This window comes from Xenorhabdus mauleonii (genome assembly GCF_900113945.1).
In the GTDB taxonomy this organism is placed as follows: domain Bacteria; phylum Pseudomonadota; class Gammaproteobacteria; order Enterobacterales; family Enterobacteriaceae; genus Xenorhabdus; species Xenorhabdus mauleonii.
In genome coordinates this window covers 36,712-61,003 of sequence record NZ_FORG01000004.1, presented here as the reverse complement: position 1 = coordinate 61,003, position 24,292 = coordinate 36,712, and the positions used below count along the sequence as shown (strand labels likewise).

22 protein-coding genes and 1 pseudogene are annotated in these 24,292 nt (G+C 42.8%); 6 read left to right on the top strand and 17 right to left on the bottom strand.

The features are described from left to right. Positions 1–273: 273 nt before the first annotated feature. From BM100_RS05165 to BM100_RS05150, 4 genes are all read right to left on the bottom strand, one after another. Complete coding sequence (locus BM100_RS05165) at positions 274–711, bottom strand: YcgN family cysteine cluster protein (RefSeq protein WP_211284486.1); 438 nt, start codon at positions 709–711, stop codon at positions 274–276. Between the two features lie 18 nt (positions 712–729). Beyond that, on the bottom strand, positions 730–1,386 hold the full coding sequence (locus tag BM100_RS05160; protein ID WP_092508611.1) for a fumarylacetoacetate hydrolase family protein: 657 nt from the start codon (positions 1,384–1,386) through the stop codon (positions 730–732). Positions 1,387–1,481: 95 nt separating this feature from the next. Next, entirely contained in the window at positions 1,482–2,567 is a 1,086-nt protein-coding gene (locus BM100_RS05155; RefSeq protein WP_092508609.1) for a lytic murein transglycosylase, read from the bottom strand. 46 nt (positions 2,568–2,613) lie between these two features. Beyond that, positions 2,614–2,883 carry a YcgL domain-containing protein gene (locus tag BM100_RS05150; RefSeq protein WP_092508607.1) on the bottom strand — a complete coding sequence of 90 codons (270 nt, stop codon included), beginning with the start codon at positions 2,881–2,883 and terminating at the stop codon, positions 2,614–2,616. A 158-nt stretch (positions 2,884–3,041) separates the two neighbouring features. Here BM100_RS05150 and minC point away from each other — a divergent pair, with 158 nt between their 5' ends. From minC to minE, 3 genes are read left to right on the top strand one after another with little or no spacing between them, the layout of a single operon-like run. Continuing rightward, positions 3,042–3,725, top strand: coding sequence for a septum site-determining protein MinC (minC, locus tag BM100_RS05145; RefSeq protein WP_092508605.1), 684 nt, complete (start codon positions 3,042–3,044; stop codon positions 3,723–3,725). A gap of 23 nt (positions 3,726–3,748) precedes the next feature. Continuing rightward, positions 3,749–4,561 (top strand): septum site-determining protein MinD, encoded by an 813-nt coding sequence (gene minD / locus BM100_RS05140; RefSeq protein ID WP_092508603.1) that lies wholly within the window; start codon positions 3,749–3,751, stop codon positions 4,559–4,561. A gap of 3 nt (positions 4,562–4,564) precedes the next feature. Further along, entirely contained in the window at positions 4,565–4,834 is a 270-nt protein-coding gene (minE, locus tag BM100_RS05135; RefSeq protein ID WP_092508601.1) for a cell division topological specificity factor MinE, read from the top strand. Between the two features lie 142 nt (positions 4,835–4,976). Here the strand turns inward: minE and rnd are convergent, their stop codons facing one another. The 5 genes from rnd to yoaA all read right to left on the bottom strand — a co-directional run bounded on the left by rnd (position 4,977) and on the right by yoaA (position 12,075). Then, a complete protein-coding gene (gene rnd / locus BM100_RS05130; protein WP_092508599.1) occupies positions 4,977–6,128 on the bottom strand; it encodes a ribonuclease D in 1,152 nt (383 codons plus the stop codon). Positions 6,129–6,379: 251 nt separating this feature from the next. Beyond that, positions 6,380–8,080, bottom strand: coding sequence for a long-chain-fatty-acid--CoA ligase FadD (gene fadD, locus BM100_RS05125; protein WP_092508597.1), 1,701 nt, complete (start codon positions 8,078–8,080; stop codon positions 6,380–6,382). Positions 8,081–8,540: 460 nt separating this feature from the next. Continuing rightward, entirely contained in the window at positions 8,541–9,125 is a 585-nt protein-coding gene (locus BM100_RS05120) for a Slp family lipoprotein (protein WP_092508595.1), read from the bottom strand. A gap of 274 nt (positions 9,126–9,399) precedes the next feature. Beyond that, positions 9,400–10,095 carry a tRNA (adenosine(37)-N6)-threonylcarbamoyltransferase complex dimerization subunit type 1 TsaB gene (tsaB, locus tag BM100_RS05115; RefSeq protein WP_092508593.1) on the bottom strand — a complete coding sequence of 232 codons (696 nt, stop codon included), beginning with the start codon at positions 10,093–10,095 and terminating at the stop codon, positions 9,400–9,402. Between the two features lie 63 nt (positions 10,096–10,158). Continuing rightward, a complete protein-coding gene (gene yoaA, locus BM100_RS05110) occupies positions 10,159–12,075 on the bottom strand; it encodes a DNA repair helicase YoaA (RefSeq protein ID WP_092508591.1) in 1,917 nt (638 codons plus the stop codon). A gap of 322 nt (positions 12,076–12,397) precedes the next feature. Between yoaA and BM100_RS05105 the strand changes: the two genes are divergently transcribed. Next, complete coding sequence (locus BM100_RS05105; protein ID WP_092508587.1) at positions 12,398–12,742, top strand: RidA family protein; 345 nt, start codon at positions 12,398–12,400, stop codon at positions 12,740–12,742. A gap of 163 nt (positions 12,743–12,905) precedes the next feature. Here BM100_RS05105 and BM100_RS05100 read toward each other — a convergent pair whose 3' ends face one another. The 4 genes from BM100_RS05100 to zwf all read right to left on the bottom strand — a co-directional run bounded on the left by BM100_RS05100 (position 12,906) and on the right by zwf (position 17,026). Continuing rightward, the gene (locus BM100_RS05100) at positions 12,906–13,430 is read right to left on the bottom strand and encodes a hypothetical protein (protein WP_244590574.1); all 525 of its coding nucleotides are present in this window, start codon (positions 13,428–13,430) and stop codon (positions 12,906–12,908) included. 687 nt (positions 13,431–14,117) lie between these two features. Further along, positions 14,118–14,450 (bottom strand): multidrug/spermidine efflux SMR transporter subunit MdtI, encoded by a 333-nt coding sequence (mdtI, locus tag BM100_RS05095; protein WP_092508585.1) that lies wholly within the window; start codon positions 14,448–14,450, stop codon positions 14,118–14,120. A 1-nt stretch (position 14,451) separates the two neighbouring features. Beyond that, positions 14,452–14,838, bottom strand: coding sequence for a multidrug/spermidine efflux SMR transporter subunit MdtJ (mdtJ, locus tag BM100_RS05090; protein WP_092508583.1), 387 nt, complete (start codon positions 14,836–14,838; stop codon positions 14,452–14,454). Between the two features lie 712 nt (positions 14,839–15,550). Continuing rightward, positions 15,551–17,026: a glucose-6-phosphate dehydrogenase gene (zwf, locus tag BM100_RS05085; protein WP_092508581.1), complete on the bottom strand. Its 1,476-nt coding sequence runs from the start codon at positions 17,024–17,026 to the stop codon at positions 15,551–15,553. Between the two features lie 403 nt (positions 17,027–17,429). On the opposite strand from zwf, the gene BM100_RS05080 reads away from it, so the two are divergent. Next, entirely contained in the window at positions 17,430–18,278 is an 849-nt protein-coding gene (locus BM100_RS05080; RefSeq protein ID WP_092508579.1) for a MurR/RpiR family transcriptional regulator, read from the top strand. Between the two features lie 285 nt (positions 18,279–18,563). Then, positions 18,564–20,006 carry a pyruvate kinase gene (gene pyk / locus BM100_RS05075; protein WP_092508577.1) on the top strand — a complete coding sequence of 481 codons (1,443 nt, stop codon included), beginning with the start codon at positions 18,564–18,566 and terminating at the stop codon, positions 20,004–20,006. Between the two features lie 253 nt (positions 20,007–20,259). On the opposite strand, the gene BM100_RS05070 is transcribed toward pyk, so the two are convergent. The 4 genes and pseudogenes from BM100_RS05070 to BM100_RS05055 form a co-directional block, all read right to left on the bottom strand. Next, positions 20,260–21,663 (bottom strand): coniferyl aldehyde dehydrogenase, encoded by a 1,404-nt coding sequence (locus BM100_RS05070; protein WP_092508575.1) that lies wholly within the window; start codon positions 21,661–21,663, stop codon positions 20,260–20,262. Further along, a complete protein-coding gene (locus tag BM100_RS05065; RefSeq protein WP_092508573.1) occupies positions 21,660–22,475 on the bottom strand; it encodes a lysoplasmalogenase in 816 nt (271 codons plus the stop codon). Before BM100_RS05065 ends, BM100_RS05070 begins: the two co-directional genes overlap by 4 nt. Before the next feature lie 398 nt (positions 22,476–22,873). Further along, positions 22,874–23,542, bottom strand: coding sequence for a hypothetical protein (locus BM100_RS05060; protein ID WP_153044888.1), 669 nt, complete (start codon positions 23,540–23,542; stop codon positions 22,874–22,876). A gap of 88 nt (positions 23,543–23,630) precedes the next feature. Next, positions 23,631–24,290: pseudogene (locus BM100_RS05055) on the bottom strand (Pvc16 family protein); the annotation flags it as partial. Positions 24,291–24,292 lie beyond the last annotated feature (2 nt).

Here is a 24,292-nt window from a genome sequence, read left to right as displayed (position 1 = left end):
AAAACAATAATTAATTTCCTCGGAACGCCACAGGCAGGAAAAAGCCCACTGGCATTAGCAATAAATAAGAAGATGAAAGTGAGTAATTCGTTCGGGCGGATGCGACCTTTAATGACGAACCACTATATATCGCCAGCAACACAAAGGCGAAATTTATGAATATGAGTAATCAACACGAGCATGAGATACGCTGAAATTTGCGCATGAGTTTGGGAAAATATCCCCAAACATACACATGATATAAAATCCCTTTTATATCAATTAGTAATATAGCTACTCTGGCTTATTTAAAATGTGATCTTCCCACTCCACGACATCTTCTTCACGCACCGCAATATGTCTGACTGAAATGCGTTCCGCATGCATGGCTGATTTTGAACCACTGACTAATGGATGCCACGGCAACAGCTTTTTCCCTTCACCAATCAAACGATAGGCACAGGTTTGTGGCAACCATTCAAAAGTGAACATATTATCACGGGTTAATTTGATGCAATCCGGCTCGTAACTGAAGCGATCTTCGTAATTCTTGCACTGGCAGGTTTTAATATTCAATTGATTGCAGGCAACATTGGTGAAATAAATTTCATCTGTGTCTTCGTCCATCAATTTATGCAGGCAACATTGACCACAGCCATCACACAGTGCTTCCCACTCTTGATCTGTCATTTGTTCCAGGGTTTTTACCTGCCAGAAAGGTTGAGACATAATTTCTGTCATTCCTCATGGTTAAATCACTCTGGTTATCAAAATATGCTCATTAAGAGCGATGTTTAGTAAATCACCAGATTGTAGTGCCCCTACGCCTTCAGGTGTGCCCGTTAAGACGATATCGCCTGCACGCAGGGTAAAAAAACGTGACATATAGCTAATCAATGGAATGATAGGCGTTCGCATGTCACTCGTATTGCCGTTTTGCCGCAATTCGCCATTAACTGTTAAAGACAATTGAGCATTTTGGGGATCCCCAAAAGCATGAACAGGAATAAAGCCCGATATCGGGCATGACCCGTCAAATGCCTTGCTTTTTTCCCATGGTTGCCCCGATTGTTTAAATTCTCGCTGCAAATCACGAAGTGTCAAATCCAGCGCGACCGCAAAACCCGCAATAGCCTTGCTGACGCGATCTTCATTGGCATTCTTGAGGGAGGAACCAATCAAGACGGCCAATTCAATTTCATGGTGCACTGAACCCAATCCTTGTGGGATTGAAACCGGCTGGCTGAGATCACACAGTGCCGTTTCAGGTTTGATGAATATTACCGGCTCTTCGGTAGATTGAGAGCCCATTTCTTTCATGTGCTTGGCGTAATTGCTGCCAACACAAACAACTTTATTGGCAGGAAATTCCAACAGTGCGCCCTGCCAATCCCGATGCTGATACATAATATTCTCCCCCGACGATTTCAATACACTGAGTCCAATTCACGAATTTACCGCTATTATAGCTTCAAAATTTGATTTTCATTGAGCCTTGATTGTCACTGGGCAAGGGAATGAACACCTTGTGTGATCCCGTCCGCCATCATACCAACACTGAGCGCAAAATAGTAAGAGCGATTCCAGTGCATGATAGTACGGAAGTTTTGCGTTACCCAAAATGCCCGTCCCTCTGAATCATCAGGGATCACAATCCAGCCTTTAGTATTGGCAGGCAAGTTTGCAAAATGCGGCGATGAAACCCCCAAAGCCTGCCATTGGGTCAAGGTTTTTCCTTGTTCAGTTTTAACACCTTCTAAAGCAGTATCAAAACCCTCAGGCAATGAAATTGCATACCCCCACGGCAACCCTTTTTGCCAGCCTTCCTTAGATAAGTAGTTGGCTGTTGAGGCGAATACATCTTCCTTATTTTGCCAAATATCAATTTTTCCATCGCCGTCACCATCTGCACCATAAGTTAAATAAGATGTCGGCATGAATTGGCTTTGCCCCATGGCTCCAGCCCAAGAGCCTTGCAGCGTTTGGTTTTCATCAATATATTGGTTTTCCATTATTTCTAACGCAGCCAATACCTGCTTGATGAAAAACGCTTCCCGTCGCCCTTCAAAGGCCAGCGTGGACAAGGCTGATATGACATTTTCTTTTCCTTGAATTTTGCCAAACCCGCTTTCCAAGCCCCACAAGGCAACAATATAGGCTTTTGGGACACCGTATCGATTGCTGATTTTTTCTAATTGCGGGAGATGGTTTTGATATTGCGTAACGCCTTGCTTGATTCTCCATGCGGGCAAGACACGGTTTAAGTAATCATCCAAAGTCACCTTTTTCTCTGGTTGGTTACGGTCAGCCTTGATTACGCGTGGAATAAAATGGATATCGTAAAATGCGCGATCCAACGTTTTTTCACTGAAACCTTGCGTCTGAGCTTGCTGCTTCAGTAAAGCGACATAAGCAGGAAATTGCGCCGGATCACGAGATTTCAGGGGAAAGAGCTGTTCCAGTATGTTGGTGTCTATTTGTGCTTGCCTGGCTTGCTCAGATGGACTGTACATCTGGTTGCTACTTGATGTACTGCAACCTGCCAGCAGAGTTGCTGCCAATAAGGTCACTTGAGTGATTAATTTCATAAACCAGCCCTCAACTTAGGATCAAGCAATTGCCAACCAACATTTATTATTTGATTGACGCCAAATGTTCATCGATTAAATTTTCTACAGGCGGCGGCACTTGCAAGTAAAATCCTTGCTCATTCAATGCAGCCTTTACTTTTTCAATATCTGCATTGGCTAATTTTTTTCTATCCGATAATGAAATCATCATTGAATACTGTGGCTTGCCAAAAGTTTTTAATAATTCTTCTGGAATGCGTGAAAAATCATCTTTTTTCTCAATATAAAGATATGTTTGGTCACGTTTTGGGCTTCGGTAGATTACACAAATCATTGTCATAAACTCTTTTAAATTAACTCTGCGACTTGCTTGAATAATTCACTAACTATAACATGCTTATTATATTTAAGAATATCGTCTTCCTGAGACTGATTCTCGGAAATGATTTAAAACTATCTTGGGAAACTTAACCTTGCTGAGTCAGAATATCGATGTCACAGTCGCCAATTGAGCTAAAAGGCAGTAATTTTACGCTTTCGGTCGTTCATCTGTATGATGATCAGCCGGAAATCATCCACCGAGCCATACAGGAGAAAATGGAACAGGCACCCGAGTTTTTGAAGAATGCACCAGTCGTTATCAATATATCTGCGCTTCCTATTGAGGCAGATCTTCTTGCACTTCACCGGGCGATTGAATCCGTCGGATTACGAGTTGTTGGTATCAGCGGTTGTCAAAATGAAGAACAACGAAAAATTGTTTTAAATTCTGAGCTTCCTTTATTGAAAGAAGGAAAACGTCTTAAAACAACCACTCAAGAAAATAAACCAACTGAACCTATTTTCAAAAAAACTCGTATAATTAATACGCCTGTTCGTTCAGGACAAAGAATTTATGCACCAGACAGTGACCTTATTGTGACAAATAATGTTAGCGCTGGTGCAGAATTAATCGCTGATGGAAATATTCATATTTATGGTGTGCTACGCGGACGAGTATTGGCAGGCGCATCTGGTGATAGAGAAAGCCAGATTTTCTGCACCCATTTAAATGCTGAACTGACCTCTATTGCGGGTCAATATTGGCTCAGCGAACAGATCCCAGAAAATTTTGTCGGTAAATCCGCAAAATTACGCCTGGTGAACAATGAATTAACTATTGAAACCTTAGTCTAGCCCTTATAACAAGGAATCGCTTCATGGCACGCATTATTGTTGTTACATCTGGTAAAGGTGGCGTTGGCAAAACCACTTCAAGCGCGGCCATTGCTACCGGTCTCGCCCAAAGAGGAAAAAAAACTGTAGTTATCGATTTTGATATCGGCCTGCGGAACCTCGATTTAATCATGGGCTGTGAACGCCGAGTGGTCTTTGACTTCGTGAACGTGATTCAAGGTGATGCCACCTTGAATCAAGCACTGATCAAAGATAAACGCACAGAGAATCTCTATATTCTGCCTGCATCTCAAACTCGTGATAAAGATGCCCTCACCCGTGAGGGTGTTGAGCTTATTCTGAATGAATTAACTCAGCAAGGGTTTGATTTTATTATTTGTGATTCACCGGCAGGAATTGAGAGCGGTGCATTAATGGCACTCTACTTTGCCGATGAAGCAATTATTACAACAAACCCGGAAGTTTCGTCTGTCCGTGATTCTGATCGTATCTTAGGTATTCTGGCGTCTAAATCTCGCCGTGCAGAACAGAGCGAAGATCCTATCAAAGAGCATCTTCTGCTGACGCGTTATAATCCAGGACGCGTGAACCGTGGCGATATGCTTAGCATGGAAGATGTACTGGAAATTCTGTGCATTCCTTTAATTGGTGTTATTCCGGAAGATCAATCTGTTCTCCGTTCATCCAACCAAGGGGAACCCGTTATTCTGGATAAGGAATCTGATGCGGGTAAAGCATACGAAGATACTATCGCACGTTTACTCGGTGAAGAACGGCCTTTCCGTTTCATCGAAGAAGAGAAAAAGGGCTTTTTAAAACGCCTGTTTGGGGGGTAACGCATGGCTTTGTTAGATTTCTTCCTGTCGAGAAAAAAACCGACAGCCAATATTGCCAAGGAGCGGCTGCAAATCATCGTGGCAGAGCGGCGCCGTGGTGACTCCGAGCCTGCTTATTTGCCAGAAATGAAACGGGATATTTTGGCTGTGATTTGTAAGTATGTACAAATTCATCCCGATATGCTTTCTGTACAGTTTGAGCAAAAAAATGACGATATCTCTGTACTGGAACTTAATGTAACATTACCTGAGGTTGAGGAATCGCCAAAATAACGGCATCAAATTGTGCTATTTAATTTAAGGCTGTGATTTTTCAGGGATAATAAATCGGGATGCTTTAGCATCCCGATTTATTCTGTCCTATCCAGTTCATGATTAACTAATCATGCCACTCATGTTCTTAAGGCGGCTTTCTTTAATAGACTGCCAAAATTTCAGTAATGGGTTCAGCCAACAACTTCCCACGCCAACCCCTGAGTAGTTCCGGTTGATTTTCCAGTGATTTCAGTTTCCAATGCCACGAAAGCAATTGGTTGATTTGCCTGCGTGATGCCAGCAATTCTGCGCTAAACTGATGACTTTCCCCCACTTGGGCAATCAATGATTTTATTTCTTTAAATGCCTTACGATAACCCGGATAATCAACCAGATTCATGATCTGGGCCGGGCACTCTTCATCTGGAGTATCCCGATTCTCTGCAACCATCGCCAGCAAACGGCGGCCATGACAACGGATCTCCTGCCCACTTAGCCCCAAGGCATCCAATTCCCCCAAAGATGTCGGCATATAACGGGCAACTTGCCATAAATTTTCTTCGCGGATCACGAAATTGATTGCCAAATCACGTTCCCGCGCCTGATTTAACCGCCAGCCAGCCAATTTTTTCAAACAGGCCAATTGCCTTGGACGCAATTGCCATGCATTGCCAATGTCCTTATAAGCATATTCCGGCATCAATATTTCTTTACGTCGTTCAGAAATCAAATCGCTTTCATCTTTTGCCGCATCCAGATAACCCGCTTGCTCTGCTTTCTCCAACAGAATATCGGCAAGTGGCAATAGATAATAAACATCTGCCGCAGCATACTCACATTGCTTTTCACTCAATGGACGAGCCAGCCAATCGGTACGAGATTCACTTTTGTCCAATTCTACCTGCAAATATTCACAAACCAGAGTTGCAAAGCCGCATGATATCGGATGTCCAATAAATGCAGCCAATACTTGGGTATCAATCAAAGGAGTAGGCAGACATTGGAAACTGTTACTAAAAACTTCCAAATCTTCACTGCCGGCATGGATGAGCTTTAGTACATTCGGATCAATCAGTAGATCCTTGAAGGGTTGCCATTGCGAAATTTCGAGGGGATCAATCAGAGAAAGATTTTCGCCATCAAACAATTGGATCAAACCCAATTGCGGGTAATACGTACGTGTGCGTACAAATTCGGTATCGAGTGCAATTCTTGCATGATTTTTTGCCTGTTCACAGATTGCCTGTAATTGGGCATCGTTAGTAATCAACTGATAATTAGAACCAGAAGATTGAATATCCTTTAAATACATTACGTTACGCAGCCATTAAAGCTAAAAATATAGTATATGTACACGATTATGTACAAACAATAAAAATCTCTAAACATCCATTATTTGGATAGTTGTTTCTATAGTATTAGACATACTTTCCACTTACCACAACTTTAACGAGTTCAGGGCTGGAGATATAAAGAAAATATTGGAGGTGAGCGAGGTGAACTGTACATAACAACGCCGGGAAAAACCGGCGTTATCGATTTCAAAGATAGGGATATATGTGCTTAATTTGTAGCAGTATTCTCTGCTTTTTCTGTTTTTGCTAATTCTTCATTGCGCAATTCCTTGCGAAGAATTTTACCCACGTTAGACTTTGGCAACTCATCGCGGAATTCAATGATTTTCGGCACCTTGTATCCCGTCAGATAACGGCGACAATGTGCTTTAATTTCATCCTCAGTCAAACTAACATCTTTACGAACCACAAATATTTTGACCGTCTCTCCCGAATTTTCGCTCGGAACACCTATTGCCGCCGCTTCCAGCACTTTGGGGTGAGAAGCAACAACATCTTCAACTTCATTTGGATAGACATTGAAACCGGAAACCAGAATCATGTCTTTTTTCCGATCCACAATATGGAAAAAGCCTTTCTCATCTATGCTGGCGATATCCCCGGTTGCCAACCAGCCATCTTGCAATATTTCCGCCGTGGCATCAGGGCGATTCCAGTAACCTTTCATCACCTGTGGCCCACGTACCCACATTTCACCAGCTTCTCCCAAAGGCACTTCATTGCCATCAGATCCAACCAGCTTGATGTCTGTCGAAGCAACCGGAAAGCCAATACTGCCGCTATAGTGTGTCAAGTTATGAGGATTGGCGGAAACCAAAGGAGCACATTCTGTTAGCCCATAACCTTCCAGCAAATGGCAGCCTGTCATATCTTCCCATTTCTCAGCCACCACTCTTTGCACCGCCATACCGCCGCCAACAGATAAGCGCAATGAAGAGAAATCGATCTTCTGGAATTCTGGATTATTCAGCCAAGCATTAAACAGCGTGTTAACCCCCGATAGCGCCGTGAAGCGATAACGTGAGATTTCTTTAAGCGTTCCATTTACATCACGGGGATTAGTGATTAACAGATTTTGCCCGCCCAATTCAATAAATAGCAGGCAATTTATCGTCAAGGCAAAAATATGGTACAGCGGCAATGCCGTGATTATTAACTCTTCTCCTGGTTTCATCAATGGAGAGTAATTACCTTTGGCCTGCTCAAGGTTTGCCAGCATATTGCGGTGAGTCAGCATCGCACCTTTTGCAACGCCAGTCGTGCCGCCGGTATATTGCAGAAAAGCGAGATCCTCACTTTTTACATCTGGCTTAATGTACTGCATCCGGTAGCCTTTCTGCATAGCGCTACGGAATGAAATGGCATCTGGCAGGTGGTATTTCGGTACCAGCCGTTTAACGTACTTAACAACGAAATCGACCAGAGTCCCTTTCGGGCGGGAAAGCTGGTCTCCCATTCGAGTCAGAATAACGTGTTTAACTTGTGTCTTAAATACGATTTTTTCTAAGGTATGCGCGAAGTTAGAAACGATAATGATGGCTGAAGTTCCACTATCATTGAGCTGATGCTCTAATTCACGAGGGGTATAGAGCGGATTGACATTGACTGCAATCATTCCTGCCCGCAAAATTCCAAACAAAGCAACGGGATACTGCAATAAATTTGGCATCATCAATGCCACGCGATCCCCTTTTTTCAGCCCCAGCCCATTTTGTAGATAGGCAGCAAAGGCACGGCTACGTTCTTCCAGTTTGCGGAAGGTCATAGCCTCGCCCATATTGATGAATGCGACTTGATCAGCATAATGCGCCACAGCATTTTCAAACATTTCAATCAACGACGAATAACGGTCGGGATCGATTTCTGCCGGAACATCTGCCGGATAGTGTTTTAGCCAGACTTTTTCCAAGTTGAATACTCCTGAAATCTAATTGCGGTGTAACCACTGACCATAAAAAAACCAGAACTATATATTTAACAAATTATTAACTCAGCGTACCAGTTTGAAAAGCGACAATGTTCAGGTTGGCGATACACATCACTATTTTATTATCATTAATTACTGCAAAAAATAAGGCAGCTTCTGCCACCTGGGTGTTTTTATTCCAATAATCAACAAATTACATAACTTGTTGACACTTAAATTTATAATTCATTGATTATACACCTATTTACTAATTTTTGACTTAAAGTCTCGTCATTATTCCAAATGGTTATAACAATGATACTTCATTGAAAGATAATTATTAAGAGTAAGGCTAAAATAAAATCCGCACATAAAATAGCCTCATCAGGAATGAGGCTAATGGTGTTATGTTTTGCAATTTTATGGAGGGAAAATCTACTCAGCCAATTTATTCAATCAAAATTTATTCAGTCAATATTGTTTCAACTGATGCTGGCCGGGATGACGAATAGCCATGCCAATCCAGAGGGTAAGAATTGCCATAATATCCCCATGAATCAACACCTGCTGAGGATGGGAAAATAACTCTCTGGGATTCATGCCAACGTTTGAAACCCGTGACATTCAACACGACATAATTGTACGGGCTATTGCCTACTTTTCCTTTTTCAATACCAATAATCGGCCCCACAACAGTGACATAGCGGTCTTTAAAATCACTCGGCTCTAAAAAACGATCCACGTAGGCATAAATTCGCCCCAAAGAAGCAGACTCTAGACGTGGTGAGGCGTTAGCTGCCAGTGGCATAGCAGAAATTTCCAGTAGGGTCTGGTCTTTTTCATTGAGCACACCGAGCACTTTTCCGCCAAACCGCCCTTCGTGCCCGATATATATTTCAGGCGTATTTTTAACAGCAAATAAATTCTCTACCGGTGATTTGGCTGTCCCTTTAACCGCATCAGGAACCGATACACAACCTATAAGTGTCATCGTTCCCAACAGCATCACCGCTTGCCACATTCTTCGATAGTGAGTTCTATTGAGCATAATTCCTCCAACGCAGGAAACTGTCTAAAAGAGTTATATACGACAACGTTCGCTTTCAAGTAACTGAGGGGCAGCAAAGGGATGCATCCCCGGCAGCATGAGTGATTCGATGCAACCGGGAAATGGGTGGAAGTTAACGCAACCAATACGTTCAACTTACAACAACGCACGATTTACGACAGCGTACAACTTAAAAGGTGTGAAGCGTATATTTCATGGACACCACTTCCTGTCACAAGTTGCATGAATTTTTAGTGCGTCAGGCAAAAGAACCTCAACGGCCCGGTAGTTTTTTCCATGTCACTTCATTACGCAGGTAAACCGGCTCAGCATGCTCAACCGCCGTTGCTTCTCCTGCTTCCCACATTTGCACTGCCAATGGCAGCATATCCTCTGCATGAGGCAAAGTGATATCGCTGGTTATCAATGCTAAGTGGCTATCCAGCAATTGAGGATATGCTTCCCACCCTGTCCCTGCAATTGCCCATTCACCAGACAACGAGTTCATCATGGCCTGTGCCTGTTCAGGTTTCAACACGGCTTCTGTTTCATCGCCCTGCCATTCACCCAAAGCATTGCGGGTATATTGCCCCCAATACACTTCGCCCATGCGCGCATCAATCGCAACTAACACCTGGGTTGCCCCTTTCAGACGAAATGCACCCTGTGCCATTGTTTTTAAGGAAGAGATCCCAATCATCGGCAATTCAGCCCCCAAAGCCAGCCCCTGGGCGATACCGATCCCAATTCGCACACCGGTAAAACTGCCAGGGCCACGACCAAATGCCAATGCATCCAGCTGTTGCAGGCCTATATTTCCTTTCGACAATACATCCTGCACCATAGGTAAAATACGCTGAGTGTGCTCTCGTGGGGAAATTTCAAATTGCGCCTCAACGGCACCATCATTCAAAAGTGCAACAGAACAGGCTTCAGTTGCAGTATCAATAGCTAAAATCCGCGTGGACATGCCTTAACTCCGGCAAGAATAGAATTCGAAACAAAGGGCTATACTATCATAGCCCCAATGATTTTACTCTGACTGTGAAGGACGTGATTTCAGAAACATTGCTGCTTTTGATAAATCACGGGTACGGGGAGCCGGCGGCAAACTGTTGAGAAACACTTCACCATAGGGGCGCATTACCAATCGATTATCACAAATCACCACAACCCCATAATCATCAATATCACGGATCAAACGACCAACCCCTTGTTTCAGGCTGAGCACGGCATCAGGAAGCTGCACTTCATTAAATGCATCACCACCTTTTAGCTGGCAATCTTCAATACGCGCCTTAAGCAGCGGATCATCCGGGGCAGTGAATGGTAATTTATCAATAATTACACAGGATAGCGCATCACCACGCACATCCACCCCTTCCCAAAAACTGCCGGTGGCAACCAGAACGGCATTACCTGCTGCAATAAATTGTGATAACAGTTTCCCCTTGCTTGTTTCCCCCTGCACCAAAACGGGCAATGTCATGCTGGCCCGGAATTCCTCTGCCAAATTGCGCATCATTTGATGGGAAGTACACAAGAAAAAGCAACGCCCTTTATTGCTTTCAATCAGAGGCTTCAGCATCTTGGCCAACCATTTAGCCCCTCCATTCTGATTTGGTGGCGGTAAATGACGTGGCACGCACAACAGCATTTGGCGCTCATAATCAAAAGGACTGGGCAATAGTAGCGTTTGAGCGTGTTTTAAACCTAAACGCTCAGTAAAATGATTGAGTTGTTCATTGACTGATAAGGTTGCTGATGTAAATACCCAGCAACCTGATTGTTCGCGGATCATGTCACTGAATTTATCGGAGACAGACAACGGCGTCAGCGCCAATAAAAAATGCCGCCCATAGCTTTCAAACCAATAGCTATAATTGGGAATGGTGACATCAATCAGGCGTTTCAGGCGGTTACGATAGAGTGTCGCCCGTTCAAAAGCGACGTCCAGCATGGTTGAACGCCCTAGAGAGAGTTTCATCACGTCATAACAAAGCTCCAGCGCATCATCCAGCCTCACAAGCATCCGCTGAACATGCTGTTGTTGCAAGATCTCGCGAAGATTGCCCCGATAACTGTTTTCACCCAATGCCAAACGGAAATCCTGCACACTCTGGCTAAGCCGATCGGCGCTTTTTTGCAACTGAGCCTGATCACGCAATTCAACCCGATACGCCATAATGATATCGCGTGATAAATCGAGTAATTGTCGGCTGCTTAATTGTTGTCCAAAATATTGGCTGGCAATATCAGGAAGCTGGTGTGCCTCATCAAATACAACCACATCAGCTTGCGGAATTAATTCCCCAAATCCCGTATCCTTAACAACCATATCAGCCATAAACAGATGGTGATTGACGATAACCACATCGGCTTCCATTGCCTTGCGGCGAGCTTTCAGCACGAAACATTCTTGGTAACTCGGGCAATCACTCCCAAGGCAATTATCATTAGTACTCGTCACTAATGGCCAAACGGAGCTATCTTCCGCAACATGATGACAATTGCTGATATCCCCTTCTTCCGTTTGGGTTAACCAAGATTTCAGTGTGATTATTTCTGCCAGTATTTCAGCATCTAACTGAGAATGGCCGAGGGACTGTTGTTCGAGGCGTTCAATGCATAAGTAATTTGAACGGCCTTTCAGCAAGGCTAAATTACCCTCGAAACCCAGGGCATTCACGATGGTAGGAAGATCACGATTATAGAGTTGATCCTGCAACGCCTTAGAGCCAGTAGAAACAATCACCTTCTTACCGGAACGCAGTGCAGGCACCAGATAAGCAAACGTTTTGCCGGTTCCTGTTCCTGCTTCCACAACCAATTGCTTTTGATTTTCGATAGCAATTGTAATTGCCGAAGACATTTTTCTTTGAGCTTCACGCGGCTTAAACCCCGGTATCGCCTTGGCTAGCACGCCATTTTTCGCAAAATCGTCTGACACGAACTGTCTCTTTCAATGAAATGATTTTAATGATCAGATAACTACTCTTCCACAAATGATAACCCATTTGGCTTGAGGATGCTGCGCCAACTTCTTTCAATATTGCTGAATCGCATCCTGTGTCAGTGCAATTTTCCTTTAACTTTCCAGCCTGACTTAAATTGGAATATAATCTTTCCCTTAGGAATACACAGGCAGATAAACTATCCCATCCGATTTGGCGGTGTAGCCAAATTATGTCAGCACTGAGTTGCAGTTGTTATAAACATAGCGTCATAAACCTTCAACTCAGCAAAAACTGTATAAATTAACAGGAGATTTAATGACTATCAAACGTATTGATCCAGATACCCGTTGGTCTGAAGCAGTCGTTCATAATGACACCATTTATTATACTAGCGTACCCGAGAAACTTGATGGTGATATTACAGAACAAACAGCCGATACCTTGGCAGCCATTGATACCCTGTTGCACCGTTTGGGTTCAGATAAAAGCAAGATCTTGGACGCGACCATTTTTCTGGCAGACAAAACCGATTTTGCCGGCATGAACGCCGCTTGGGATGCATGGGTCGTTGCAGGAAGCGCGCCTGTTCGTTGTACCGTTCAGGCTGAACTGATGAACCCTCAATATAAAGTAGAAATCAAAATTATCGCGGCTTTATAATCCCTATTTATAAAGCCTGCATAGCAGCGAATGAGTTTGTAATTGGTTTCAAATTAGTTTCCCATTCTGTAGAAAAAAAGCCTGAGGGTATTGCTCTCAGGCTTCATAAATATACCCACTGTATTTCAAATTACATCTTCAAAGATGACGGGCATAAACTCTTTTATTGAGAATAATTCGGACTGACATGACGATGCGTATCAGATAACCCGCACATTTTGGGACTGGCAAGCGGCGGATCGGATAGCATGACCTCTTGATGTGTTTTAACCGGATCGATGAATAATTGCTGAATTTCATCCAAATCCAGTTCAGAAAGATAACCACTATCAATGCCCTGATAATCCTCCGGAACAGTTGTTGTTGCAGGAAAAACAAGCTGATCCGCATAGAGACGCCCACTCCAGATTGAATCACCATCGCCCAATGGCCTAATCATTTCAGGATCAATGACCTGAGTAATACTGGCATCTTTGGGGAATCTCAAGCTATTTTCGGCCGCAGGATAATCATGTTTTACCATCCAATCGACTATATTTTGCTGTCGTTCCATCAAGGTAATATCTTTAAAAAACGCGGTCAGCACAATGGGTATAACAATTCCCCCCGCCTCCCGGAAATTTTCAATAAAGTCGAGCCGCTGTTTTAGTTGTTCATTGGTATCCAATGCACTAATTGAAACCCGCATTTCTGCATTAACATCAGTTAAGCGTTGAGTAATTATCTTTACTGGTCACATACGCACCAAAATGCTTCTTAATAGGTTTAATATCTAATAACATAAACAACCTCATAAACTGAGTTTAGCTAACTTATTTTAGATACTGACTAAAATATTATGTTTTACTCTTTAGCCCAGAAAAGTACGTATCAATGGAAAATACGCTCGATGAATTCGCATTAATCTATTTGTGATAATTTATTATCATAAATAAATCGAAATATTCAAATGAAGCATTTTCATATGAATAATAGGGAGTGAAAAATGCTTACTTGCGTTGTTGGTGATAAATCAGTGTGTATTAATGAAGGTTTAAAATATCAATTTTATTAAAGTAAATTGAGCTTTCTGTTCAATGCTCGATTGCTAAAAACTTAAATAACTAAATGATATGAATGACAGAAACGATATCACCAATAATTACAATTGGGCAACAAAGAATTGGTTGTTTTTTAGCCAAAAAATTAACTTATTGTTTTATATTAAAAATAATCAAGTTCATTATAAAATAAATTAGCAAATAATTAGCAGATTGAGATATGTTTTAACGGTAATCTTTTGCCAACTGATCAATTATCAAACTAATCGACTACCGGGCAAGATGGCATTGAGCAAAACCATGCCGTTCACTCAATGCCATTTTATAGGCTACGTTTAAGCCATTTTAATCATAATCATGCCGATGAGCAGCAACACGATACCGCCCCATCCCTTAAAATTCAGCCGTTGATTAAACATGATCCAGCCTGCCGCCACTGTCGCGAGAATCCCGAACGCTCCCCATAAAGCATAGGCACTGGAGAGTTCTATTCCTTTAACAGCCTGAGCCAAAGCACTGAACGCGCCCAAAACAGAAACCAAAGATAAAATGCCTATCCAAAAACGCTGAAAGCCGTTAGATAATTTCAATAAAATATTCGCTAAAATTTCTAAAAAAACAGCCAAAAACAAAAATGCAGCATGCCACCATTCAAATTGAGCCAACATACTATGCCTCCTTCATTTGCTGGTTTACGGCACTTTTGGCAGCCTTGTTTGAAGAACCATCTGAGTCTTTTTTCGCGCCTATTTTAATCAAGATAATTCCGGCTATCAGCAGGGCCAAACCACCAATTTTCATTGGTGACAGAGATTCGTTGAACCACAGTACACTAAACGCAGTGATAAACAGGATGCCGATACCTTCCCATAAAGCATAAGCCACACCTAAAGCCACTTTTTTCACGGCAATTGCCAGCAAAATGTAAGAAGTTGTAATCATGGTGTACATCACGACCATGCCCGCAAAATCACCCGAAATACTGGCTTGTTTCATTGACAGAGTACCGATGACTTCTGCCACAATTGCCAGTACAAGAAACATCCAATAAATCATTGTTCTTCTCCTGAACATACAGATAAGCATGCCAAGATATTCAAGCAATAAAAGCCAACAGGCGCAGACGCGAATGCAACTACGCGATACCAAGATCGAGTTGACGTTTTAGGCGAATATGTTGGCAGATAGAAATTTATCGGTGAAAAACCGATTAGCAGGAGAAGACCCTAAAGGGCACCACACCAATAGTGCTCACTGGATAAGATAGCTGAAAGGAAAAGAACATGGGTACAACGTTGAATTTTGTTACTGTGTTGAATGTTGACGCTTTTGGCGCTATTCATAATATTTTATTCTTTCATCACACGATTTTTGCTGTGTGATATACTACGAATCCTCATATTAGTGGTATATGTAATTGATTGTCTTGTTTTTATAGCATATTCAAAAATTAAACACAAATATCCGGCAGATTTTTAGGTTACTCGATTATTTTTCAAACAAAACACTATTCTTCCAACCGGATATAACAAAAAACATTCAGCCGAAGCAATCTATAAACAATTTACGGGGTAATATATGAGCTGCAGCACCAAACTCTAATACAGATTGCCTCATGGGTCGATAATGCCCACTCCTTATTTTCAGAGTGATGAACTTCAAAAAAATTAGAATAAAGATTGGCTTAACTAAGATCTGACCGCTGGATGCGGTCAGATTCAGATATATCTATATAGTGAAAGAGGAATGCAGTAGAAAAAATCGCCCGTTATTCAAACTCGTTCCATGAGCGCCCATCACGGGTAATCAAAGCGATGGACGCCACCGGCCCCCAAGTTCCCGCCTGATAAGGTTTTGGTGGTTCATTATCCGCCGCCCAAGCTTCCATGATGGAATCAACCCATTTCCATGCTTCTTCGACTTCATCACGACGGACAAACAACGCCTGAATGCCGCGCATCGCTTCCAACAGCAATCTTTCATACGCATCCGCAAGATGTGTTTGATTAAATGTTTCCGAAAAACTCAGATCCAGTTTGGTTGTCTGTAAACGATGTTTATGATCTAACCCCGGAGCCTTGTTCAATACTTCAATATCAATGCCTTCATCTGGCTGCAAGCGGATCGTCAACTTATTTTGCGGCAATTGCTGGTAGGATTCAGCAAATAAATTCAAAGAAGGCTCTTTAAAGTAAACGACAACTTCGGAGCATTTGGCAGGTAAACGTTTTCCCGTTCTCAGGTAGAAAGGGACACCAGACCAACGCCAATCATCTATATCGACACGAATTGATACAAAAGATTCTGTTTTACTGCCTTTATTCGCACCCTCTTCTTCCAGATAACCGGGCACTTTCTTACCATGAACGAAACCCGCGGTATATTGTCCACGAACAGTTTTATCCCGTATGTTGGTATGATCAATCCGGCGCAAGGAACGCAGCACTTTCACTTTTTCATCGCGGATACGATCCGCTGACAAATCAGCCGGAGGCGACATTGCAATCATCGTCAGAATTTGCAGAAGATGGTTCTGAACCATGTCACGCATCTGCCCAGCCTGATCAAAATAACCCCAACGCCCTTCAATCCCCACTTCTTCAGCAACAGTAATTTGTACATGATCAATCGTGCGATGATCCCAATTATTGACAAAGAGTGAGTTGGCAAAGCGCAAGGCCAGCAAATTCAATACGGTTTCTTTACCTAAATAATGGTCAATTCGGTAAATTTGGTTTTCTTCGAAGTATTTCGCTACTTCATCATTGATGGCCCTGGAAGAAGCAAGATCCGTTCCCAGAGGTTTCTCCATCACAACACGATTGGGTTCTTTATTCAGCCCCGCAGCCCCCAGCCCATGACATACTGAGCCAAATGTACTTGGCGGCATGGCAAAGTAGTGAATGGCTGGCAACTTGCTCTTGTTAAGTACTTTTGCCAGTTGGTTGAAATGTTCCGTCTCATTCACATCCAGATTGCAAAATTCCAGGCGAGCACTGAGTTTCTGCCACAATTCTGGATCCAATTTCTCGGACATAAATGTAGCCAACGCTTCTTCAACAACTTTGGTATAGGCTTTTTTATCCCAGTCAGCACGGCCAACACCGATAATCCGGGTATCAGGATGGATATAACCCGCTTTTTCTAACTGGTAAAGGGAAGGCATTAATTTCCGGCGCGCTAAGTCTCCTTTAGCCCCAAAAATTACCAAATCACAAGCCTGAGCTGTAGACGTCACCGCCATGTTGCATCTCCTCGATTACGGGATATTGTAATTTTTTTACAGAATCTGCGAGTAATGTACTCTTTTGGTTATAAGCAGTAAACATTGATTATTCATGTATTCCCCCTATCTTATCATCGGAGCTTTGACATTCATCGCTGTTTTGCATTTATACTGCTCCATAACCAAAATCTATCTGTTATCGCATATAACGAAATAGTGGTGGTTTATTGAAAATTTACAACGTTTAAGAAGTAATCTTACTAAGTTGAAAGTTAGACACTTGTCATATTTTAATGAAAATTCTCGAATTATTCCGTTTTAGGCACTGCCAGCTTTCAATAACAAGTAGTATATTTTCACAAAAATGACATAGATTTCTCCTGTTAATGAAATCGTTAAAACCGAGGTTGAACTGCGTTTTATGAACACACTGGAACGGCTCCAAAATAGTCTTGATGTTTTGAGTAAGTCAGAAAAAAAGGTTGCGCAGGTTATCCTTGACTCCCCCCAGACAGCTATCCATTCAAGTATCGCCACTTTGGCTAAAATGGCGGATGTGAGTGAACCTACGGTTAATCGTTTTTGTCGTCGATTAGATACTAAAGGCTTTCCCGATTTTAAATTGCATTTGGCACAAAGCCTTGCCAATGGCACTCCCTATGTCAATCGCAATGTGGAAGAAAGTGACAGCGTCACCTCTTACACCAATAAAATTTTTGAATCGGTCATGGCTAACCTCGATACGGTGAAAAATAATCTGGATATTGCCACGATTAACCGCGCGGTGGATTTACTGACCCAAGCCAAAAAGCTTTCGTTTTTTGGCTTGGGCGCCTCTGCCGCAGTGGCTCATGATGCCATGAACAAATTTTTTCGCTTTAATATTCCGGTTACCTACTTTGACGATATCGTGATGCAGAGAATGAGCTGCATGAACTGCAATGAAGGAGATGTGGTTGTACTGATTTCCCATACAGGACGAACAAAAAGCCTTGTGGAGATAGCAAAACTGGCCCGTGAAAATGATGCAACCGTCATCGCCATTACTTCAACAGGTTCTCCACTGGCACATGAAGCCTCCCTTTCCATTTTATTGGACGTTCCAGAAGACACCGATATTTACATGCCGATGGTGTCCAGAATTGCTCAACTTACCATCATTGATGTGCTGGCAACGGGTTTTACACTGCGCCGAGGCTCAAAATTCAGAGATAATTTGAAAAAGGTCAAGGAAGCGTTGCGTAATTCGCGGTTTGATAAGCATGAATAAACCAGAAAATAGGCTGTGTTTTTGTTCACTATTTATCAACTCTCCGGACTGATATCATATCTATCCAATGGATTTCAAATTGCATTGCGGCAGCAAGAAAAGCCCCGGCGAGCTTGGCTCGGGGTGAATGAACGCAGCCAGCAAACAAAAAAAGCAACTTGAAAGACGCAAGGTATAGAGGCACCCAACTGCATCATTTGGCAGTGTAGGGTTGATAATAACAAAATTAAATGGTTATCCTACGGTAATCAGAAACTCATACTTCACAGGTCAACGGAGTAATGCATGTCCAGACGGCTCAGAAGAACAAAAATTGTCACTACACTTGGCCCGGCTACAGATCGTGACAACAATTTAGAAAAGATTATCAGCGCGGGAGCCAACGTCGTCCGCCTCAATTTCTCCCACGGCACAGCGGAAGATCATATCCAACGTGCAAATAAAGTTCGTGAAATTGCTGCTCGCTTAGGCTGCCACGTTGCCATTCTCGGTGATCTTCAAGGGCCCAAAATACGCGTATCCACTTTTAAAGAAGGAAAAATTTTCCTGAATATCGGGGATAAATTTCTGCTGGATGCCAATCTGGGGAAAGGAGAAGGCGATAAAGAAAAAGTCGGTATCGACTATAAAGGTCTACCGTCTGATGTTGTGACCGGTGATATCCTGTTATTGGATGACGGGCGGGTGCAGTTAAAAGTTCTGGATGTTCAGGGCATGAAAGTCTTCACGGAAGTTACTGTAGGAGGCCCTCTTTCCAACAATAAAGGTATCAATAAATTAGGTGGCGGGTTATCGGCCGAAGCGCTGACTGAAAAAGATAAAGAAGATATCCTTACTGCCGCTAAAATCTGTGTTGATTATCTTGCTGTCTCATTCCCCCGTTCCGGTGAAGATTTGAACTATGCCCGCCGTCTTGCACGTGATGCGGGTTGTGATGCTCAAATCGTTGCCAAAATTGAGCGAGCCGAGGCCGTCAGTAACGATGAAATTATCGACGAAATTATTCTCGCCTCCGACGTTGTGATGGTTGCCCGTGGTGATTTGGGCGTTGAAATTGGTGATCCCGAGTTAGTCGGTGTACAGAAAAAGCTGATCCAACGTGCCCGACAACTGAATCGAGTCGTGATTACGGCCACTCAGATGATGGAATCCATGATAACCAACCCAATGCCGACCCGCGCTGAAGTGATGGATGTCGCCAATGCGGTTCTGGATGGTACTGATGCCGTCATGCTTTCTGCCGAAACTGCGGCAGGCCAATACCCGGCGGAAACGGTGGCCGCAATGGCACGAGTTTGTCTGGGCGCAGAAAAAATGCCGAGCATCAATGTTTCCAAGCATCGTCTGGACATTACATTTGACAGCGTTGAAGAAGCGATTTCAATGTCCACGATGTATGCCGCCAATCACTTGAAAGGTGTCAAAGCCATTATTGCCATGACAGAATCTGGCCGCACAGCTCGCATGATGTCCCGCATCAGCTCCGGCTTGCCTATCTTCTCCATGTCACGCCACGAATCAACCTTAAATCGTACCGCGCTTTACCGTGGAGTGACTCCCGTTTATTGCAGCCTGCATACCGATGGTATTGCCGCAGCAAGCGAAGCGGTGAATCGTCTGCGCGATAAAGGCTACCTTACCTCTGGAGATGTCGTTTTGGTGACCCAAGGTGACCAAATGGGAACAATCGGCAGTACCAATACCTGTCGGGTATTGGAAGTCGAGTAATCTTCAATAAGATATATGTAGGGCCTTATCGATTGGCCCTACTTACATTTTTTCAAGCCACTTCTTTTTCTTTCTCACGCTACACCTTTATTGAATAAGTTAGCGGATTCAATTTCCGGGTATCTACTCGCTCCCCTGATAATAATCAAACGTAATAAATAGGCTTATGCATTAGTTATATAAAGCATATGTAACGCTCCAAGCGAAAGCTGAATTTGTCTGAAGTATTGCGTTTTTTGTCGTGTGGGAAAGTTTATCGCGTGAGAAAGCGGATAATCATATCAGCTAACTTACCATAAGGAGGCCGCAACTTATCTGTCAGTGCTGGATTGTATTTGCGCAAAATTGGCATCGCCTTGGAAAAGGTTTTAAAGCCTTCATAACCATGATAGCTTCCCATCCCACTCTGCCCTACGCCACCAAAGGGTAAATCTGGACATGCAAATTGATACAGCGTGTCATTGATACAGATACTACCTGCGATAATACGTGATAAGGCAACTTCAATGTGTTCATTGTTTTTACTGAAACAATAAAAAGCCAATGGGCGATCACGGCGTGCAATATAATTGATCGCTTCATCATAAGATCGGTAAGTTTTAATCGGTAACAATGGGCCGAAAATCTCTTCCTGCATGATTGCACTGTCATCATCGGGGTTCAGGACTAGCGCAGGAACGAAAACACCTTGCTCACGCGCTTGTTGCGGATCATCAAATGACATCAGCGGAATAACCTGATGGCCGCGCCTGATCGCATCTTCAAGCAATTTGGAAATACGTTGATACTGGTTGTCATTGATAATGCGCGTATAGTCCGAAAGGTTGCCTGACTGAGGATAACGTTGCGAAACCTGTTCCTTCACCTCAGTAACAAACGGCTCAATCACGCTTTCCGGCAATAATACATAATCTGGCGCGATACAGGTTTGCCCGGCATTGAAAAGTTTCCCGGTTACAATGCGGGCTACCGCTTTTTTCAGATCGGCATCAGGAGCAATGAGCACCGGAGACTTGCCACCAAGCTCTAACGTAACAGGAGTGAGGTTTTGTGCGGCCGCCGCCATGACTTTTTTACCGTTAGCCTCGGAGCCAGTGAAAAACAGGTGATCAAAGGGCAAGGCAGAAAAAGCGGCCGCAATATCTGCTCCGCCCTGCGCAATGCAGACACGATTTTCCGGAAAAACCTCACCCAGAAGTTTTTCTAGATAAGCATTGGCATGCGGAGTATGTTCAGACGGTTTAATAAAGACATGATTGCCTGCGGCAATCGCTGCTATTAATGGGGAGAGAGTTAAATTAACCGGATAGTTCCACGGTGCCATAATGCCAATCACGCCAAGCGGCACATAACGTATTTCAGCCGTTGCCGGCCACAATTGCCACCCGGCTTTGTGCCTTTGCAGTTTTACCCATTTTTTAAGATGCCGCAGACAAAGATCGATTTCCGCCAACACCGTTATTGCTTCTGCCAGCATGCTCTCATGGTTGGAACGATGACCAAAATCACGGGAAATGGCTTCCCTCATTTCATTCAGGCTGGCTTTAAAACTTGCCCGTAAGCGCAACAGATCATTGCGCCGCTGATTTTCATCAGGTCGATTCTGCTCCCATGCTTGGCGCAGTGCATCAAATTTAATATTGATTAATTCTGTCATTGATCGCGCCTCTGCACGGAGCTGGCAAAACACCCTTGGGCTATATAATAAGTACCGAGAACTAAAAGCGGGCTTAACGGCGTTTCAACGTAAAAGCGCCCATAAGCGAGCAAACTATCGCTGATAACAAAGAAGATACCGCCAAAGGCTGCACTATGCGCGGGATTTTTCGCGATATATTTCGCAACATTTTTTGCCACATATGACACTGGAGGCAACGGGTTTTTAAATGAATAAATAACTGCCCTGTTAACCGCCAGCCCGGCCATAAACGCCAAAATTACAGCATAGACAGAAACCGGAATTTCCATGCTGTTCGGGAGATGATCCCACAATCCGATGAGTATTAATGCTGCAATGCCCTCAAATATGGCAAAAACGGCAGTTATAACGAGAATCGTACGAACAAGGGTAAATTCTGAATTTAATGCATTATTTTTAATATCAGAAAGAGAAATATTGTCACAACATAGCGCATAAATATAAGCACAATGAGTGAGTAGAAAACAAAACAGTCCGGCCAAAAAATAGTCTTGCGGTAACATCAAACAAATATCACCCGCTACGGCAAATACCAGCCCAAACGCAATAGCGTTGCGATAACGGATTGAGACAGGTGCACCGCGCAACAAAACCCAAAACACGAGTAATGCAGTCGCGGTAGGCTTGGTCAGATAATGGAGCCAAATCCATGCTGGGTTAACAAAATTGCTGAGTGAAATACCTGCTACGGCGCTCACTGAAAGAAGTATATAAAACAATCCGATTTTGCTATGAAATCTACGCTGAAAGGTACAATTATTTGATGACATAAGCCTCGTCCTATTGTTTCTTCCTTATAGATTAACAGTAGCAGAATCTTACTTACCTTCAACCAGAGGCTATTGATGTATGGAAAGCTTAAAAGTAAATTCCAGGGCTGTGAACTGCACCTCAATGAGTTGTGGTGTCTACTTTTGGGATGCAGTTCATACTGACTAGGATCTATACCCTATTAACTCCAAGTTTCAGGAAGCAACGTATCATCATCCCGCGTCGCGGGATGATGATACATGCGCCTTGAAGTACGACGCGTATATACCCTATGGATTTCAAGTTACATCGCGGCGGCAAAGAAGTAAGTCCCCGGAAGTTTAGAAAACTATGTGGCCGGGGTGGGCGAGCGCAGCCAACAAAAATACAGCTTGAAAGACAACGAGGGTATGCAGAATTAGGTATATTTTTTCCTTATTTCATTAAATCTTAAATAATTAAGTGTTGCAGTGCGATTATTCACATCCACCCCACCTACTTCGGGGAGAATTTTTTCTATTGATGCTTTTCCCAGTAATGCTTCAGCATCCATTATAATTTGATATGAACGAAGCGTTGCTCTGTCTGCGGCTGCTTTGTCTTCACATCTAAATATCGTTTTATTGCCTTTCTTTACTTTTTTATATCCAGATCCCAATAGCCCTAATATTTCTCTCGCTGTTACAATATGACGGTTATCTTTAGAATCCCACAAATTCTCTGGTATATTCGGAGATTCTAAATGAAAATCAGCATGCCTGTGAATACCACCAAGCACCCAAATATCATTTAGAATGAGAGACCACTTATCCATCTTTAGTACATTACCTTTGGCACCTTTTTTCCAGAGAAAATCCCCTTCGTTTTCCATGCCGGCTTTTTCTAATATATCTTTCGTCCATACATTTTTCACACGACCGACATACATTTGCTTTTCTGATTTCAGCGCTCTTTTATAAGCTCGCCAACAATATTCAGTGAAGTTATTAAGGTGATTATCAGACCGTCTGCCATAGGGATATTTCTTGATTAATTTTTCATGCATAACACCTTTATTCTCTTCCCACATAAATGGGTTTTTACCCATACTTACTCCGAGTTCTTGCAGAGCGCCTCTTATTGTTGTAACTGAATACATCTTAATTTCTCTTATTAAATAGGTTGGATCAGTATTATTTTTCTTCAAAACTCGCTGAGATTAAATCTTTTTCAACCTTCACGACTTTATTTTCAATATTTTCGAGTCTCATTGGTACTGTAATGGAATAAAGTAAAGAGAGGCGAGGTCGATTCCCCAACGCTTGCCAAAAACTACCTAAGCTGTTTAAATTTTCTTGTTGTGGAATGACTCTCGTATAGGCACCCGGTATACCCTCTAATTGGCGGTTATTAATTAACGCACTTAAAACACGAGTCATGATTTTTGCCGCCTGGTTATCCGGTTGGCTATCAGGCCCCATACCACTATTTGAGGGAGAATTCGTATCCCAGTAGGTAATCAAATAGTTACAATTAATATTAACCCATCCTGGCAATAACGTGTTGGTTGCTGCATTATATCTTCTTGATTCAGCAGTACGCAGTTGTAAATCCTCGCTGATATCATAAAGAAATACACTTATGGTCGGTTTAGATTGAATGGAATTCACTTCAGGTAAATCAAACCTGATATTAACCTCGCCTTCGTCAATTTCTTTTTTTTGACTATCCAAAAAATCAAACTCATTATCATTTGATAAGTAAATCGATTCTTTATTAAGATGCCGGGAGAAAATTTTATTTAATGCTTTATTGACTTCAATGATAATATTGTTCGATGTCACTACAGTTGCCATAA

Excerpts from the sequence above, each read along its gene's own strand:
- tsaB (WP_092508593.1), bottom strand. The coding sequence starts at position 10,095 with ATGTCCACGCGGATTTTAGCTATTGATACTGCAACTGAAGCCTGTTCT.
- zwf (WP_092508581.1), bottom strand. The coding sequence starts at position 17,026 with ATGGCGGTGACGTCTACAGCTCAGGCTTGTGATTTGGTAATTTTTGGG.
- BM100_RS05155 (WP_092508609.1), bottom strand. The coding sequence starts at position 2,567 with ATGAAATTAATCACTCAAGTGACCTTATTGGCAGCAACTCTGCTGGCA.
- minE (WP_092508601.1), top strand. The coding sequence starts at position 4,565 with ATGGCTTTGTTAGATTTCTTCCTGTCGAGAAAAAAACCGACAGCCAAT.
- BM100_RS05100 (WP_244590574.1), bottom strand. The coding sequence starts at position 13,430 with ATGCGGGTTTCAATTAGTGCATTGGATACCAATGAACAACTAAAACAG.
- BM100_RS05150 (WP_092508607.1), bottom strand. The coding sequence starts at position 2,883 with ATGATTTGTGTAATCTACCGAAGCCCAAAACGTGACCAAACATATCTT.
- pyk (WP_092508577.1), top strand. The coding sequence starts at position 18,564 with ATGTCCAGACGGCTCAGAAGAACAAAAATTGTCACTACACTTGGCCCG.
- BM100_RS05060 (WP_153044888.1), bottom strand. The coding sequence starts at position 23,542 with ATGGGTAAAAACCCATTTATGTGGGAAGAGAATAAAGGTGTTATGCAT.
- minC (WP_092508605.1), top strand. The coding sequence starts at position 3,042 with ATGTCACAGTCGCCAATTGAGCTAAAAGGCAGTAATTTTACGCTTTCG.
- BM100_RS05105 (WP_092508587.1), top strand. The coding sequence starts at position 12,398 with ATGACTATCAAACGTATTGATCCAGATACCCGTTGGTCTGAAGCAGTC.
- BM100_RS05080 (WP_092508579.1), top strand. The coding sequence starts at position 17,430 with ATGAACACACTGGAACGGCTCCAAAATAGTCTTGATGTTTTGAGTAAG.
- mdtJ (WP_092508583.1), bottom strand. The coding sequence starts at position 14,838 with ATGATTTATTGGATGTTTCTTGTACTGGCAATTGTGGCAGAAGTCATC.
- BM100_RS05065 (WP_092508573.1), bottom strand. The coding sequence starts at position 22,475 with ATGTCATCAAATAATTGTACCTTTCAGCGTAGATTTCATAGCAAAATC.
- BM100_RS05070 (WP_092508575.1), bottom strand. The coding sequence starts at position 21,663 with ATGACAGAATTAATCAATATTAAATTTGATGCACTGCGCCAAGCATGG.
- BM100_RS05160 (WP_092508611.1), bottom strand. The coding sequence starts at position 1,386 with ATGTATCAGCATCGGGATTGGCAGGGCGCACTGTTGGAATTTCCTGCC.
- rnd (WP_092508599.1), bottom strand. The coding sequence starts at position 6,128 with ATGTATTTAAAGGATATTCAATCTTCTGGTTCTAATTATCAGTTGATT.
- minD (WP_092508603.1), top strand. The coding sequence starts at position 3,749 with ATGGCACGCATTATTGTTGTTACATCTGGTAAAGGTGGCGTTGGCAAA.
- BM100_RS05120 (WP_092508595.1), bottom strand. The coding sequence starts at position 9,125 with ATGCTCAATAGAACTCACTATCGAAGAATGTGGCAAGCGGTGATGCTG.
- mdtI (WP_092508585.1), bottom strand. The coding sequence starts at position 14,450 with ATGTTGGCTCAATTTGAATGGTGGCATGCTGCATTTTTGTTTTTGGCT.